Source organism: Bordetella genomosp. 12 (assembly GCF_002261355.1).
GTDB lineage: Bacteria > Pseudomonadota > Gammaproteobacteria > Burkholderiales > Burkholderiaceae_B > Bordetella.
In genome coordinates, this window is sequence record NZ_NEVU01000002.1 from 809612 (window position 1) to 824507 (window position 14896).

12 protein-coding genes are annotated in these 14896 nt (G+C 65.8%); 9 read left to right on the plus strand and 3 right to left on the minus strand.

Going from position 1 to position 14896, the window contains the following annotated elements:
* Window positions 1-66 precede the first annotated feature (66 nt).
* From CAL22_RS09260 to CAL22_RS09270, 3 genes are read left to right on the plus strand one after another with little or no spacing between them, the layout of a single operon-like run.
* On the plus strand, window positions 67-1011 hold the full coding sequence (locus CAL22_RS09260) for an ABC transporter permease (RefSeq protein ID WP_094812454.1): 945 nt from the start codon (window positions 67-69) through the stop codon (window positions 1009-1011).
* Window positions 1008-1877 carry an ABC transporter permease gene (locus tag CAL22_RS09265; protein ID WP_094812455.1) on the plus strand — a complete coding sequence of 290 codons (870 nt, stop codon included), beginning with the start codon at window positions 1008-1010 and terminating at the stop codon, window positions 1875-1877. Before CAL22_RS09260 ends, CAL22_RS09265 begins: the two co-directional genes overlap by 4 nt.
* Before the next feature lie 14 nt (window positions 1878-1891).
* Entirely contained in the window at window positions 1892-3739 is a 1848-nt protein-coding gene (locus tag CAL22_RS09270; protein WP_094813553.1) for a dipeptide ABC transporter ATP-binding protein, read from the plus strand.
* 50 nt (window positions 3740-3789) lie between these two features.
* Here the strand turns inward: CAL22_RS09270 and CAL22_RS09275 are convergent, their stop codons facing one another.
* Window positions 3790-4425, minus strand: a complete 636-nt coding sequence (locus CAL22_RS09275; protein WP_094812457.1) for a LysE family translocator — start codon at window positions 4423-4425, stop codon at window positions 3790-3792.
* 80 nt (window positions 4426-4505) lie between these two features.
* Here CAL22_RS09275 and CAL22_RS09280 point away from each other — a divergent pair, with 80 nt between their 5' ends.
* Both CAL22_RS09280 and CAL22_RS09285 read left to right on the plus strand, forming a co-directional pair.
* The gene (locus CAL22_RS09280) at window positions 4506-5054 is read left to right on the plus strand and encodes a YaeQ family protein (RefSeq protein WP_094812459.1); all 549 of its coding nucleotides are present in this window, start codon (window positions 4506-4508) and stop codon (window positions 5052-5054) included.
* Between the two features lie 163 nt (window positions 5055-5217).
* Entirely contained in the window at window positions 5218-6396 is a 1179-nt protein-coding gene (locus CAL22_RS09285; protein WP_094812460.1) for an MFS transporter, read from the plus strand.
* Here the strand turns inward: CAL22_RS09285 and CAL22_RS09290 are convergent.
* The gene (locus CAL22_RS09290) at window positions 6382-7017 is read right to left on the minus strand and encodes a chorismate--pyruvate lyase family protein (RefSeq protein WP_094812462.1); all 636 of its coding nucleotides are present in this window, start codon (window positions 7015-7017) and stop codon (window positions 6382-6384) included. The genes CAL22_RS09285 and CAL22_RS09290 overlap by 15 nt on opposite strands.
* A gap of 66 nt (window positions 7018-7083) precedes the next feature.
* Between CAL22_RS09290 and CAL22_RS09295 the strand changes: the two genes are divergently transcribed.
* Window positions 7084-7815 carry a pseudouridine synthase gene (locus CAL22_RS09295; protein WP_094812464.1) on the plus strand — a complete coding sequence of 244 codons (732 nt, stop codon included), beginning with the start codon at window positions 7084-7086 and terminating at the stop codon, window positions 7813-7815.
* Between the two features lie 70 nt (window positions 7816-7885).
* Here the strand turns inward: CAL22_RS09295 and CAL22_RS09300 are convergent, their stop codons facing one another.
* Window positions 7886-8797: a LysR family transcriptional regulator gene (locus CAL22_RS09300; RefSeq protein WP_094813555.1), complete on the minus strand. Its 912-nt coding sequence runs from the start codon at window positions 8795-8797 to the stop codon at window positions 7886-7888.
* A gap of 211 nt (window positions 8798-9008) precedes the next feature.
* Here CAL22_RS09300 and CAL22_RS09305 point away from each other — a divergent pair, with 211 nt between their 5' ends.
* The 3 genes from CAL22_RS09305 to adeC are packed head-to-tail and all read left to right on the plus strand — an operon-like array spanning window position 9009 to window position 14860.
* On the plus strand, window positions 9009-10205 hold the full coding sequence (locus CAL22_RS09305; RefSeq protein WP_094813557.1) for an efflux RND transporter periplasmic adaptor subunit: 1197 nt from the start codon (window positions 9009-9011) through the stop codon (window positions 10203-10205).
* A gap of 12 nt (window positions 10206-10217) precedes the next feature.
* Window positions 10218-13388 (plus strand): efflux RND transporter permease subunit, encoded by a 3171-nt coding sequence (locus tag CAL22_RS09310; protein ID WP_094812465.1) that lies wholly within the window; start codon window positions 10218-10220, stop codon window positions 13386-13388.
* Window positions 13385-14860 carry an AdeC/AdeK/OprM family multidrug efflux complex outer membrane factor gene (adeC, locus tag CAL22_RS09315; RefSeq protein ID WP_094812467.1) on the plus strand — a complete coding sequence of 492 codons (1476 nt, stop codon included), beginning with the start codon at window positions 13385-13387 and terminating at the stop codon, window positions 14858-14860. The genes CAL22_RS09310 and adeC overlap by 4 nt, the downstream gene beginning before the upstream one ends.
* Window positions 14861-14896 lie beyond the last annotated feature (36 nt).

Below are 14896 nucleotides of genomic sequence, written 5' to 3' on the forward strand. Positions count from 1 at the left end.
TCCTGCCGCAATGGCCGCACGCCCGCGCGTGCGGCCGCGGCGCTTTTGTTTTTCCGGTTTTCTAGCATGCTCAAACTGATACTGCGCCGCGTGGTCGTAGCGATCCCGACACTGATTCTGGTGTCCATGATCGTCTTCATGCTGCAAAAAATCCTGCCAGGCGATCCTGTCCTGACACTGGCCGGCGAGGAACGCGATCCCGCCGTGCTGGATTATCTGCGCGACAAATACCGCCTCGACGATCCGCTGCCGGTGCAGTACATGGCCTGGGTGGGCCAGGTCGTGCAGGGGGATTTGGGCAAATCCATGCGCACCGATGTGCCGGTGCTCACGCTCATCGGCCAGAAGCTGCCGGTCACGCTGCAACTGGCGGCCATGGCAATGGTGTTCGCCATGCTCATCGGCATACCGATGGGCATTCTCGCGGCGGTCCGCAAGGGCACGGCCGTGGAGGTCGGCGCCAATGTGGCCGCGTTATCGGGGATGTCCATCCCCAACTTCTGGCTCGGCATCATTCTCATCATGCTGGTATCGGTGCAGTGGCAACTGCTGCCGGCTTCGGGCTATGTTTCGCCGGCCGAGGACTTCTGGCTGTCGATCAAGACCATGCTGATGCCGGCCTTCGTACTGTCGACCGCCATCGCGGCCTATCTGATGCGGCATACCCGCTCGGCCATGCTGGAGGCCTTGAGCGCCGACTATGTGCGCACCGCTCGCGCCAAGGGGGTCTCGGCGCGCAAAGTGGTTATGCGCCACGCCTTGCGCAATGCGCTGATGCCCATCATCACGCTGGTGACGCTGCTGTTCGGTGAGCTGCTGGCCGGCGCGGTGCTGACCGAACAGGTCTTCACCATTCCGGGCTTCGGCAAACTGATCGTCGATGCGGTCTTCAATCGCGACTACGCCGTGGTCCAGGGCGTGGTGCTCTGTGTCGCGGTAGGCTTTATTTTCATGAATCTGCTGGCCGATGTCCTGTACGTCCTGGTCAATCCCCGTTTGAGGCATCAATGAGCGCGACCACCGCTACGGCCGTCCCGCCCCGCGCCGGTAACCGCGCCTGGGCCAAATTCAAGCGCAACAAGGTCGCCCTGGTGGGCGCTTTCATCGTGCTTTTCTTCGTGGTGATGGCGCTGTTCGCGCCGCTCATCGCCAACCACGATCCTTTCCAGACCAGCTTCATGACCATTCGCAAGGCGCCCTCGGCGACCTATTGGATGGGCACCGACGAGCTGGGCCGCGACATCTTCAGCCGTCTGGTGTATGGCGCGCGCGCCTCGCTCATGGCCGGGATGGTGTCCGTCCTGATCGCCCTGATCGTCGGGGTGCCCTTCGGGCTGGCCGCCGGCTATTTCGGCGGCTGGACCGACAGCATCATTTCGCGCGCCACCGAAGCCTTGCTGGCCATTCCGTTTCTGATCCTGGCCATCGCGCTGGCCGCCTTTCTGGGGCCCAGCCTGATCAACGCCATGATCGCCATCGGGGTGTCGGCCGCGCCGAAATTCATCCGCATCACGCGCGGCCAGGTCCTGGCCGTGCGCAATGAAGATTACGTGCAAAGCGCCAGGGCGCTGGGCGCGTCGGATCTGCGCATCATCGCGCGGCACGTCTTTCCCAACGTCATGCCGCCGCTGATCGTGCAGGCCACCATCACCATCGCCACGGCCATCATCGCCGAGGCCAGCCTGTCGTTTCTGGGCCTGGGCCTGCAGCCGCCGAACCCGTCCTGGGGCTCGATGCTGAATACGGCCAAGAACTTCATGACCCAGGCGCCCTGGATGTCGATTTTCCCGGGCTCGGCGATTTTTCTGGCCGTGCTCGGCTTCAATCTGTTGGGCGACGGTCTGCGTGACGCCCTGGACCCGCGTCAGGACAAGTAAGCATGATCGCAAGCATGGATAATCAACGCGTGGTGCAGGTCGACGGCCTGACCGTGCGCTTCAAGACACCCACGCGCACGGTCGAAGCCGTGCGGGATGTGTCGTTTCACGTCAACCGGGGCGAAACGCTGGCCATCGTGGGCGAGTCCGGCTCCGGCAAATCGGTCACGTCGCTGGCGCTGATGCGGCTGGTGGAATATGGCGGCGGCAGCATCGCTGCCGGCGATATGTTGCTTCGCCGGCGCAGCGGGGAGGTGCTGGACCTGGCGCGCGCCACGGAACCGGTGCTGGAGAAGGTGCGTGGCGCGGATGTGGCCATGATTTTCCAGGAGCCCATGACCTCGCTGAATCCGAGCTTCACGGCCGGTTTTCAGATCGCCGAGGCCTTGCGCCTGCACCAGAACCTGGACGCGCGCGCGGCCCGCGCCGAAGCGCTGCGCATGCTCGAGCGCGTGCGCATCCCCGAGGCGCGCGCCATCATGGACCGCTATCCGCATCAACTCTCCGGCGGCATGCGCCAGCGCGTCATGATTGCCATGGCCCTGTCGTGCAAGCCGCAGTTGCTCATCGCCGATGAGCCGACCACGGCGCTGGATGTCACCATCCAGGCCCAGATCCTGCAGTTGATACGCCAGCTCCAGGAAGAAATGGACATGGGCGTGATCTTCATCACCCACGATATGGGGGTGGTGGCCGAGGTCGCCGACCGCGTGCTCGTCATGTATCGCGGCGATAAGGTCGAGGAGGGCGGCGCCGACGAGCTGTTCGCGCAGCCCCGCCATCCCTATACCCGCGCCTTGCTGTCGGCGGTGCCGCGTCTGGGGGCCATGCAGGGCACGGATCTGCCGCGGCCTTTTCCCTTGCTGCGGGTCGACGGCGACAGCCGTACGCAGGCCGCGCCCGAAGACGTGGATACGGTGCGGCGCGCCAACGGACCGGTCCTCAAGGTGCGCGATCTCGTCACCCGTTTCGACATCCGCGGCGGTGTGTTCGGCGGTGTACAGAAACGGGTGCACGCCGTCGAAAAGGTGAGTTTCGATCTCTACCCTGGCGAGACGCTCTCGCTGGTCGGTGAATCGGGATGTGGCAAGACCACGACGGGCCGGTCCCTGCTGCAGTTGGTCAAGAGCCAGGGCGGCAGCATCGAGTTCGACGGCCGCAATATCGGCACCTTGCGCGGCGCGGCGATGCAGACGCTGCGTCAGCATATCCAGTTCATTTTTCAAGACCCCTTCGCTTCGCTGGATCCGCGCATGACCGTGGGCGACTCCATCATGGAGCCGCTGCTCATTCACAAGGCGGCGCGGGGCAAGGCGGCCGAGGAGCGGGTGCGCTGGCTGATGGACAAGTGCGGCCTGCTGCCCGAGATGATAGACCGCTATCCGCATGAGTTCTCCGGCGGCCAGCGGCAACGCATCTGCATTGCGCGCGCGCTGGCGCTCAACCCCAAGGTCGTGATCGCCGACGAGTCGGTGTCCGCGCTCGATGTCTCGATCCAGGCGCAGATCGTCAATCTGCTGCTGGATTTGCAGCGCGAGCTGGGCGTGGCCTTCCTGTTCATTTCGCACGACATGGCCGTGGTCGAGCGCATCAGCCATCGGGTGGCGGTGATGTATCTGGGGCAGATCGTGGAGATCGGCCCGCGCCGGGCCATTTTCGAGAATCCTCAGCACCCCTATACCAAGAAGCTGATGGCCGCCGTGCCGATCGCCGACCCGCAACGCCGGCATCGGCAGCGGTCATTGCTGATCGATGAAATTCCCAGCCCCGTGCGCGATGTGGGCGACGAGCCGGTGGTGCAGCCGCTGGTGCAGGTGGGCGAGGGGCATTTCGTGGCCCGCCATTCGGTCGGCGTGTACTGAGCGGCGGCGTCGCCGGGCTTGCCTGGCGGGATGCCGGCGGCAGGCCAGGCTTAAGCGCGCGACAGGGCGAGCTTCAAGCCGAAGGCGACAAACACCGTGCCGGTGGCCGCGTCCAGGCCCCGGCCCACGCCGGGCCTGCCCAGCCAGCGCGCCAGCGGCCGGGTGGCGGCCACCAGCGCGCCGAACCACAGCATGCCGATGGCGGCGTGCACGACGGCCAGCAGCAGGCTAAAGCCCAGCACATCCACCCCGGCGGGGATGAACTGCGGCAGGAAGGTGAGGTAGAAAATCCCGACCTTGGGATTGAGCAGATTGGTCAGGCAGCCGCGGCGCCACCAGCCCAGCGCACCGGTGCCGGGCTGGGCTTGCGCGGGCGCGGTCAGGCCGTTGGCCGCGCGCGGCTGGCGGGCCCGCCACAGCATGCCCGCGCCCAGATACAGCAGGTACACCGCCCCGGCGATGCGCAGCAGATCGTAGGCCAGCTGCGATGCCGCCAGGAGCGCGCCCAGACCGAAGGCGGCCGCCGCGCCCCAGGCCAGGCAGCCGGCGCATATGCCCAGCCCTGCCATGAGCGCGCGTCGCGCGCCTTCGGTGGCCGCGGTGCGCAGCACCAGCGCCGTGTCCAGGCCCGGCGTGAGCGTCATGATGAGGGCGGCGAGCGCGAAGGAGAGCAGGGCGGCAGTCATGGTGCAAAGCGATGGTTGAAGCCCGATGATACGCGCAGGCGTTATGATGGCGGGCTTTGGCGACTCCGCCGGATGGTTTCATGGCCCTGCGCGCAACAATTTACAAAGCCGACCTCAACATTGCCGACACCGACCGCCACTATTACGGCAGCCATGGGCTGACCGTGGCGCGTCACCCCTCGGAGACCGATGAACGCATGATGGTGCGCATTGCCGCATTTGCCATGCATGCGGACGAGTCCCTGGCCTTCACCAAGGGCTTGAGCGACACGGACGAACCCGACATCTGGTCCAAGGACCTGACGGGTGCGATTTCGCTCTGGGTCGAGGTGGGCCAGCCTGAGGAACGCCGCATTCTGCGCGCCTGCGGACGGGCCGATCAGGTGGTCATTTACTGCTATGGCGGCCATGCCGCCCAAGTGTGGTGGGACGGCGTGCGCAGCAAGGTAGACCGCGCCCGTAATCTGCGGGTGGTCAATTTGCCGGCCGCGCAAACCCAGGCGCTGGCCGCGCTGGCCGAGCGCAGTATGCAGATCAACGTCAACATTTCCGATCAGACGGTGTATGTGTCGGCCGCGCAGGGTGAGGTCGCCTTGGAGCCGGAGGTCTGGCGCCAGGCCAAGGACTGATCCGGCGCGCGCCATTCTGGCGTACACTCTGCCCTGTCGTGCCGGGCCAAGCGCCCGCCGGCCGTAAGCGTTTACGTCAACCAACGCACCTACCGATGCTCGGCCATCGGGGTGCGTTGCGTCATCCATGCACCCCCCGCGCCGGGCCTGCATGGAGAAAGCAGTGTTTCCTTCCTTCCTGTCCGCCCGATACGGCGCCCGTCTGCTGGCGCTCACGGCGGTGCTTTTCGTTTGCTATCTGTGCATCGGCATGTCCTTCGCGGTCGTGCCGGTTTATGTCGCGGGCACCTTGGGCCTGGACAACTTCTGGGCCGGCCTGGCCGCCGGCAGCGCCTTTCTGGCCACGATCTTCACCCGCACCTACGCCGGGGGTTTAGCTGACCGTCTGGGCGCCAAGCCGGTGACCGTGCGCGGCCTGCTGGTCTACGGGCTGGGGATTGCCCTGTCCTGGACGGCGAGCTTGAGCGGCCACTGGACCGCCTTCGGCCTGTTGCTGGGCGGACGTGTCCTGCTCGGCCTGGGCGAGAGCCTGGTGGCCGTGGGCGTGATCACCTGGGGCATCGCCCTGGCGGGCGTGGCGAACTCCGGCCGTGTGCTGGCCTTGATCGGCGCGGCCATGTATGGCGCGCTGGCCCTGGGCGGGCCGGCCGGGCTGGTCTTGTTCGAGCGCCTGGGCTTCGGCGGCATGATGGCCGTCGGGGCGGTCCTGCCGCTGCTGGCTTTGCTGGGCTTGGCGCCGCTGCCCGGCGTGCCCCGGCAGGCCGCGGCCGCGCGCCGGGGGTTCCTGCCCATCCTGGCGCGCATCTGGGAGCACGGCGCCATCGTCTGCCTGCAAGGCATCGGCTTTGCGGCGATCGGCGCCTTCTTTGCCCTGCATTTTCTGCAGCGCCATTGGGACTATGCCGGCCTGGGGTTGACGGCCTTCGGCGCCGGTTTCGTGCTCGTGCGCATGGCTTGCGGGCATCTGCCCGATCGGGTGGGCGGCCTGCCGGTGGTGATCGTCTCGCTGGCCGTGGAAATGCTGGGCCAGTTGCTGATCTGGCTGGCCGACGGCCCGCAGCTTGCCTTGGCCGGGGCGTTTCTCACCGGGCTGGGATGCTCGATGGTCTTTCCCGCCATGGGGCGCGAGGTGGTCAATCGCGTCGAGCCGGCCTTGCGCGGCACGGCGCTAGGGGCCTTCTCCGCGTTCCAGGACCTGGCTTATGGCCTGACCGGGCCGCTGGCCGGCCTGCTTGCCGACCGCAGCGGCTACGGGCATGTGTTTCTCGTCGGCGCGGCGGCCGCGGCGACAGGGCTGGCCCTGGCGCTGAGCCTGCGCCGGCGGCAATCAGCGGCGCGGTGAGGCCGGCTGGGCGGCGCTGCTGGCGCGCCGGTCATGCGGTTTGAGCGGCGGCAGCGTGCGCCCGCCGTGGTCCCAGAAGGCCGGCAGAAAGCACTCCGCCACGAGCAAGGGCTGGCCATGCCGCCAGAAGACCGAGCGCCGCGCCCAGAGCGCGCGCGCCTCGGCCGCCGAGACGGACGGCAGGGCGGCGATCATGCGATAAAACGGCAGCGGCGACGCCAGGCGGCGGCAGGCAAAGGGCGAGCGGGTGACGCTGCGGTCGTGGTAGAGCATGTCGGCCAGCGGCCGGGTCAACAGGCGCCGCATGCCTTGCCAACTGCCGTGCGAGGCCGTCAGCGGGGTGAGGCTGCGCGCGGGCACACTGTCCACGCCGTCGACCGACATCAGAACTTCGCGCACCCACACCGGTGCGCCCGGGGCGATGTGCATGGCCCGCGCCTCGTCCGGCGCGGCCCCCTCGGCGTACTCGCCCACCACGCGCAGGCGGACCTGGCCCAGTTGGCGCAGACCGGCGGTCAGCGCACCGGGGCGGAACAGCCAATGGCGTTGTTCGGGCGTCAGAATGGCGGGAGCGTGAGTCAGCCAGCCTGCGGCCAGCGGTGCTTGATACGAGACAGTCATGGTTGCGTATTATGCCAAGACGCCTGGGGCAAGGGCCGCGCCCCGCCTCGCTTTACAATACGCGCCATGGAAAAAGTACGTATCTCCAAGTTGATGTCGGAGCGGGGCCTGTGTTCCCGCCGCGAAGCCGATGGCTATATCGAGCGCGGCTGGGTGCGGGTCGATGGCGTGGTGGTTTCCGAGCTTGGCGCCAAGGCCTACCCCGATCAGACGATCACGCTGGAACGCGCCGCGCGGGCGGCACAGACTTCGTTGGTCACCATTCTGATCAACAAACCTATCGGTTACGTGTCGGGCCAGGCCGAAGACGGCTATACGCCGGCGGCCGCCCTGATCGATGCGCGCAGCCAGTACGAGGGCGACCGCTCAGGCCGCCGCTTTGATCGGGCCCATCTGCGCGGCTTGGCCGTGGCCGGACGGCTGGATATCGACTCGCAAGGCTTGCTCATCCTGACCCAGGACGGGCGCGTGGCCAAGCAGCTGATCGGCGAAGACTCGGCGGTCGACAAAGAATACCTGGTGCGGGTCGATGGCAAGCTCGGTGAGCGCGGCCTGGCCCTGCTCAATCACGGCCTGACGCTCGACGGCAAGCCGCTCAAGCGCGCCGATGTCCGCTGGCAGAACGACGATCAATTGCGGTTTGTGCTGCACGAAGGCAAAAAACGCCAGATCCGGCGCATGTGCGAACTGGTCGGCCTGAAGGTCGTGGGCCTCAAACGCGTGCGAATCGGCCGGATACGCCTGGGCGATCTGCCGCTGGGCCAATGGCGCTATCTGCGCGAGGACGAGCGCTTCTGAGCCGCACGCGCACGCCGCAGGCCCGGCCGGGTTTGCGCAAACCGGTTTCAGTGGATTACAAATGCGGGGCTCAGGCTGGGTCGTGAAACAGCCTGGCGCTATGCTTTTTACCCGGCCCCTGCATGTCCAGGCGCTCCATCAGAAACTCGATGAAGATGCGTGTCTTGGCGGGCAGTAGCCGGGTGTCCGTGACTGCATAGACCGGGAAAGGGCCGGCATGCCAGTCCGGCAAGACTCTTTCCAGTGGGCGGCTTTCATCGCCGCGCACACTGCCCAGGATGGCAATGCCTGCGCCAAGGCCCGTCAGACTGCGCAGCATGGACACGCTATTGACGGAATACCGCTTGCCCGGCGTGATCTCGATCTGACGCTGGCCATCGGTCAGCGGCCACCGGGTGACCCGGCCGGCGTGTCCGACGCGGAACTCCATGCATTCATGTTTGATCAGATCATCCGGGTGCGCGGGCCTGCCGTGCCGGGCGAGGTAGTCGGGCGAGGCGTACAGATAGGCGGGCAGCTTGCCCAGCAGGCGTGCAATCTGGGTCGAATCCGGCAGGTCGCCGATCTGAATGGCGACATCGCAGGCTTGAAACACCCGGGTCGCGTGCTCGGGGCTGGCGATGTCCAGGTAGAAATCCACTTCGGGGTAGCGTTGCGAGAACTCGACGAAGCATTCGGCCAGAAACTCCGTGGCGAAGTCGGCGGGCAGGTTCACGCGCAAGGGCCCGGAGGGCGTTTCGAGCAGGTTTTGCAGTTCTTCGTGCACCACCTGGGCTTCGGCCACGATGCGCTGGCAGCGATCGAAGTACAACTGCCCTGCAGGGGTGAGTTCGACCTTGCGGGTGGTGCGGGCCAACAATTGCAGGCCGATGGAGCGCTCGAGTTCGGCTACCTGGCGCGAGAGTGTCGATTTGGGTATGCCGAGTTTTTCCGCCGCGCGGCTGAAATTGCGCGTCTTGGCCACTTCGACAAAGAGTTCCATGCCTTGCAGTCGGTTGTTCATGGCGTGTGAGCTTAAGGTGTCTTCAGCCCTTTTATTGTCCCAGAAATGGAATGATGTTTTCGAATTCGATGACTTTGTTTCTGGGGCGGGATAAAGGAAAATGTGACGTTTTGCATTGCAGCAAAACGCGTACCGGAGGCAGGTGTGCAGGCCTGCCGCCGGGGATAGGTTGGATTCGGGAATGGATCATATGAAAAGCAAGAAGCAGGTATGGCGCGGCGTGGCCGCGCTTTCGGCGGCGGCCCTCGCCCTCGCATTGTCCGGCTGCGGTAAAGAGCAAGCCCAGCCCCAGGCCGGCAAGCCCCAAGTGGGGGTCGTGACCCTGAAGTCGCAGCCTGTTTCGCTTTCCACGGAGTTACCCGGCCGCACGTCGGCGTTCAGGATCGCCGAGGTCCGCCCGCAGGTCAACGGCATTGTGCAAAAGCGCCTGTTTACCGAGGGCGCCGAAGTGCGCGCCGGCCAGCAGCTCTACCAGATCGATCCCTCGGTCTATCAGGCGACCTACGACAGCGCCAAGGCCGCCCTGGCCCGGGCGCAGGCGCAGCAGCGCACGGCCGCGCTGCTGGTGGACCGCTACAAGCCGCTGGTGGAAACCCGCGCCGTCAGCCGCCAGACCTACGATGACGCCGTGAGCTCGCGCGACCAGGCCGCCGCCGACGTGCTGTCGGCCAAGGCCGCCCTGGAGACGGCGCGTATCAACCTGGTCTATACCAAGGTGCTGTCGCCCATCGACGGCATCATCGGCCGTTCGCAAGTGACCGAAGGCGCGCTGGTGACGGCCAACCAGACCAACGCCATTGCTTCGGTGCAGCAAATCGACCCCATCTACGTCGACGTCACCCAGTCCAGCGTGCAGTTGCTCAAGCTCAAGCGCGCCCTGGCCAGCGGTCAGTTGCAGCAAGCCGAGGGCGCGCAGGCCGCCAAAGTCACCCTCATGCTCGAAGACGGCAGCGTCTACGACGAGCCGGGCAAGCTCGAGTTCTCGGAAGTGACGGTGGACCCGACCACGGGTTCGGTCACGCTGCGCGCGCTGTTCCCCAATGCCAAACATCAATTGCTGCCGGGCATGTTCGTGCGCGCCCGCCTGGCTCAGGGCGTGGCTTCGGCCGGCCTGCTCGTGCCGCAGCGCGGCGTGGCGCGCAGTCAGCGCGGCCTGCCCACGGCACTGGTGGTCAACGGGGAGAACAAGGTCGAATTGCGCGAGCTGGTCACCGACCGCGCGCTGGGCGACCAATGGCTGGTAACCAAGGGTCTGGCCGCGGGCGACCGTGTCATCGTCGAGGGGCTGCAGTCCGTGCGCCCGGGTATCGAGGTCACCGCACAGGAATATCAAGCCGGCGCAACCGCGCCGGCCGGGCAGGGCGGCCAGGCGCCGGCAGCTAAGTAAGGGAGCCAGCGCATGGCAAAGTTTTTTATCGACAGGCCGGTTTTCGCCTGGGTGATCGCCATCGTGCTGATGATGGCCGGTGCTCTGTCCATCCTCAGCCTGCCCGTGGCGCAATACCCCAGTATTGCGCCGCCGGCGATCGCCATCAACGTGACCTATCCTGGTGCTTCGGCCCAGACCGTGCAGGACACGGTGGTCCAGGTGATCGAACAGCAGATGAACGGCATCGACAACCTGGAGTACATCTCTTCCGAAAGTAATTCGGATGGCAGTGTCTCCATCACGTTGACGTTCGGCCAGGGCACCAATCCGGATACCGCCCAGGTACAGGTCCAGAACAAGCTGGCCGTCGCCCAGCCGCTGTTGCCGCAGGAAGTGCAGCAGCAGGGCATACGGGTGACCAAGGCGACCAAGAACTTCCTGATCGTCGCCGGCTTTGTGTCCTCCGACGGCACGATGGACAAGTCGGACCTCGCCGACTACGTCGCATCCTATGTGCAGGATCCGATCAGCCGCACGCCCGGCGTGGGCGACTTCCAGTTGTTCGGCGCCTCCTATGCGATGCGGATCTGGCTCAGCCCCGAGAAGCTGATCAATTACAACCTGTCCGCCTCCGACGTCACCAATGCGATCAAGGAGCAGAACGTTCAGGTGTCGTCCGGTCAGTTGGGCGGCCTGCCGGCCACCCGGGGCCAGCAGCTCAATGCCACCGTCATCGGGCCGACGCGTCTGCAAACGCCCGAAGAGTTCGGCGACATCCTGCTCAAGGTCAATACCGATGGCTCGCAGGTGCGTCTGCGCGACGTCGCCAAGATCGAGCTGGGCGCGCAGGGCTATTCCATCGATAGCTATTACAACGGTAAGCCCGCATCGGGCCTGGCGGTCAAGCTGGCTACCGGGGCCAACGCCCTGGATACCGCGCAGGCCGTGCGCGACACCATCAACAACCTCAAGCCCTATTTCCCCCCGGGCATGGAGGTGGTCTATCCCTACGACACGACGCCGTTTGTCAGCCTGTCCATCGAGAGCGTGATCCATACGCTGCTCGAGGCCATCGTCCTCGTGTTCCTGGTGATGTACCTCTTTTTGCAGAATGTGCGGGCAACCCTGATCCCGACGCTGGCCGTGCCGGTGGTGCTGTTGGGTACCTTCGGGGTGTTGGCGGCATTCGGCTATTCCATCAATACCCTGACCATGTTCGGCATGGTGCTGGCCATCGGGCTATTGGTCGATGACGCCATCGTGGTGGTGGAAAACGTCGAGCGGCTGATGGTGGAGGAGGGCTTATCGCCCAAGGCCGCCACACGCAAGTCCATGGGCCAGATCACCGGCGCGCTGGTCGGCATCGCCATGGTGCTGTCGGCGGTGTTCATCCCGATGGCGTTTTTCGGCGGCTCGACCGGTGTGATCTACCGCCAGTTCTCCATCACCATCGTCTCTTCCATGGTGCTGTCGGTGCTGGTGGCCATCGTCTTCACGCCGGCATTGTGCGCCACGCTGCTCAAGCCCGTGCCCAAGGGGCACCATGGCACCAAGAAGGGCTTCTTCGGCTGGTTCAACCGTTCCTTCGAGCGCTCGACGGAAAGCTATGCCAATGCCGTGGGCCGCAGCCTGACGCGCGGCAAGCGCCTGCTGGTGCTGTACGTGGTGCTGATTCTGGCCATGGGCTGGTTGTTCACGCGCATCCCGACGGCCTTCCTGCCCGAAGAGGACCAGGGCATTCTGTTCGCCCAGGTCCAGGCGCCGTCCGGCGCGACGGCCGAACGCACCAAGGTGGTCATCGACCAGGCCGTGAACTACCTGCTCAAGGACGAGAAGGATTCGGTGGCGTCGGTGTTCGCGGTCTCGGGCTTCTCCTTCGGCGGCCGCGGGCAGAATGCCGCCATTCTGTTCATCAAGCTGCGCGACTGGAAAGACCGCTCCGGCAGCGAGTTGCGCGCCGCCGCGGTGGCGCAGCGCATCAACGGCTACTTCGCCACCCACATTCACGATGCGCAGGTGTTTGCGTTCGCGCCGCCTGCCGTGATGGAGCTGGGCAACGCCAGCGGCTTTGACTTCATGCTGCAGGACCGCGCCGGCGTGGGCCACGAGAAACTCCTGGCCGCGCGTAACCAGTTGCTGGGCGAAGCCGCGCAAAGCCCGGTGCTGGCCCGCGTGCGTCCCAACGGCATCGAGGATGCGCCGCAGTATCAGCTCGACATCGACCGCGAGAAGGCGCGCGCCCTCGGCGTGGCCATTACCGACATCAACAGCACGCTGTCGACCGCGTGGGGGTCATCCTACGTCAATGACTTCATCGATCGCGGCCGGGTCAAGAAGGTGTTCGTCCAGGGCGAAGCCGCGTCGCGCATGCTGCCCGACGATCTGGATAAATGGTATGTGCGCAATACGTCGGGCGACATGGTGCCGTTCTCGGCCTTCGCCAAGGCGCATTGGACGTTCGGCCCGCAGAAGCTGAACCGCTACAACGGCGTGCCGGCATACAACATCCAGGGCGAGCCTGCGCCGGGACGCAGTTCGGGCGAGGCCATGGCCGAAATGGAGCGCATCGCGGCCAAGCTGCCGACCGGCGTTGGTTTCGAGTGGACCGGCCTGTCGTTCGAAGAGCGGCTGTCCGGCGCGCAGGCCCCGGCGCTGTACGCGATCTCGCTCATCGTCGTCTTCCTTTGCCTGGCGGCGTTGTACGAGAGCTGGAGCATTCCGACCGCCGTCATGCTGGTGGTGCCCCTGGGGGTGCTCGGGGCGTTGGCGGCGACCTTGATGCGCGGTTTGTCCAATGACGTGTATTTCCAGGTGGGCCTGCTCACTACCGTGGGGCTGGCGGCCAAAAACGCCATCCTGATCGTGGAGTTCGCCAAGGAGCATTACGAGAAAGGCGCCGGGCTGACCGAGGCGGCCATCCACGCCGCGCGGCAGCGTCTGCGGCCGATTCTCATGACGTCCATGGCCTTCGTGCTGGGCGTGGTGCCGCTGGCGATTTCCAACGGCGCCGGCTCGGGCAGCCAGCATGCCATCGGTACCGGCGTGATCGGCGGCATGCTCTCGGGCACCTTCCTGGCGATTTTCTTCGTGCCGCTTTTCTTCGTGGTGATTCTGCGCCTGTTCAAAGTCCGGCGCCGGACCGAGATCCACGCCGAGGAAGAGGCACTGCATCCCCATTCCAACGGAGATCAGCAGCAATGATCCCGAGCATCAAAACCCTGTTGTCGATTTCGCTGGCCAGCGCGCTGGCCGGCTGCTCGCTGGCGCCGAAGTACGAGCGCCCGGACGCGCCGGTGGACTCCGTCTACCCCAGCGGCCCGGCCTATGGTGTGGCCGCGCAGCTGCCCGCCGGGCAGGTGCCCGCCGCCAATGTCGGCTGGCGTGATTTCTTCCATGATCCGCTGTTGCAGCGGATTCTCGAGCTGACCTTGGCCAACAACCGCGATCTGCGCGTGGCCGCGCTCAATGTCGAGGCCGCGCGCGCGCAGTACCGCATTCAGCGCGCCGACCTGATGCCCACCGTGGGCGTGGCCGGCGATGCGACGGTGCAGCGTTCGCCCGGCGACCTGACGCAAACCGGCCGGCCGGAGATTTCGCGCCAGTACCGCGTCGGCGGTGCGGTGTCTTCCTGGGAGCTGGATCTCTTTGGCCGCATACAGAGCCTGAGCGAAGAAGCCCTGCAGACCTATCTGGCTCAGGACGAAACGCGTATCGCCACGCAGTTGACGCTGATCTCCGAGACGGCCAATGCCTATCTGACGCTGCGCGCCGATCAGGAGCTTTTGCAGCTGACCAAGGACACGCTGGCCTCGCAGGAGAACTCGTACAAGCTCACCACGCAAAGCTTTGACCAGGGCGTGGCGACGGCGCTGGACATGAGCCAGGCCGAGATCTCGCTGCGCACGGCCCAGCGCAATCTGGCCCAGTATCTACGGCAAGTGGCCCAGGACCGCAACGCTCTGACGCTGTTGGCCGGCCAGCCCTTGCCGGCCGACGTGCTGGCGCAGCTCGATGAAGCCAAGCGCCTGCCCGACGACATCGTCATCGCTGACCTGCCGGCGGGCTTGCCTTCGGATCTGCTGGCGCGCCGCCCCGACGTGCGTGCGGCTGAGCACGTGCTGCGCGGCGCCAATGCCAATATCGGCGCGGCGCGCGCGGCCTTCTTTCCGAGCATCAGCCTGACGGGCATGGCCGGCACGGCCAGTGCGTCGCTGGGGGGCCTGTTCAAGGCAGGGTCGGGCGCCTGGAGTTTCGCGCCGCAGATCAATTTGCCGATCTTCGCAGGCGGCTCGCTCATGGCCAATCTCGACCTGGCCCATGTGCGCAAGCGCATCGAGGTGGCCAATTATGAAAAAGCCATCCAGACAGGCTTTCGCGAGGTGGCAGACGGGCTGGCCGGGCGTTCGACGCTGGATGATCAGATCGCGGCCCAGCGGCTCCTGGTCGACGCCAGCCAGCGGGCCTATACGCTGTCGGACCAGCGTTTCCGGCAGGGCGTGGATGACTATCTGAGCGTACTGGACTCGCAACGTTCGCTGTACACGGCCCAGCAGGCGCTGGTTGATGCGCGCCTGGCTCGCTTGAGCAACCTCATTACGCTGTACAAGTCTCTCGGCGGCGGCTGGACCGAACGCACCGTCACGGCGGATGCGTCGGGCGCGCAGGCGCAATAGCGTCGGGTCTAGCGCAATGAAAAAGGGCGGGCACGA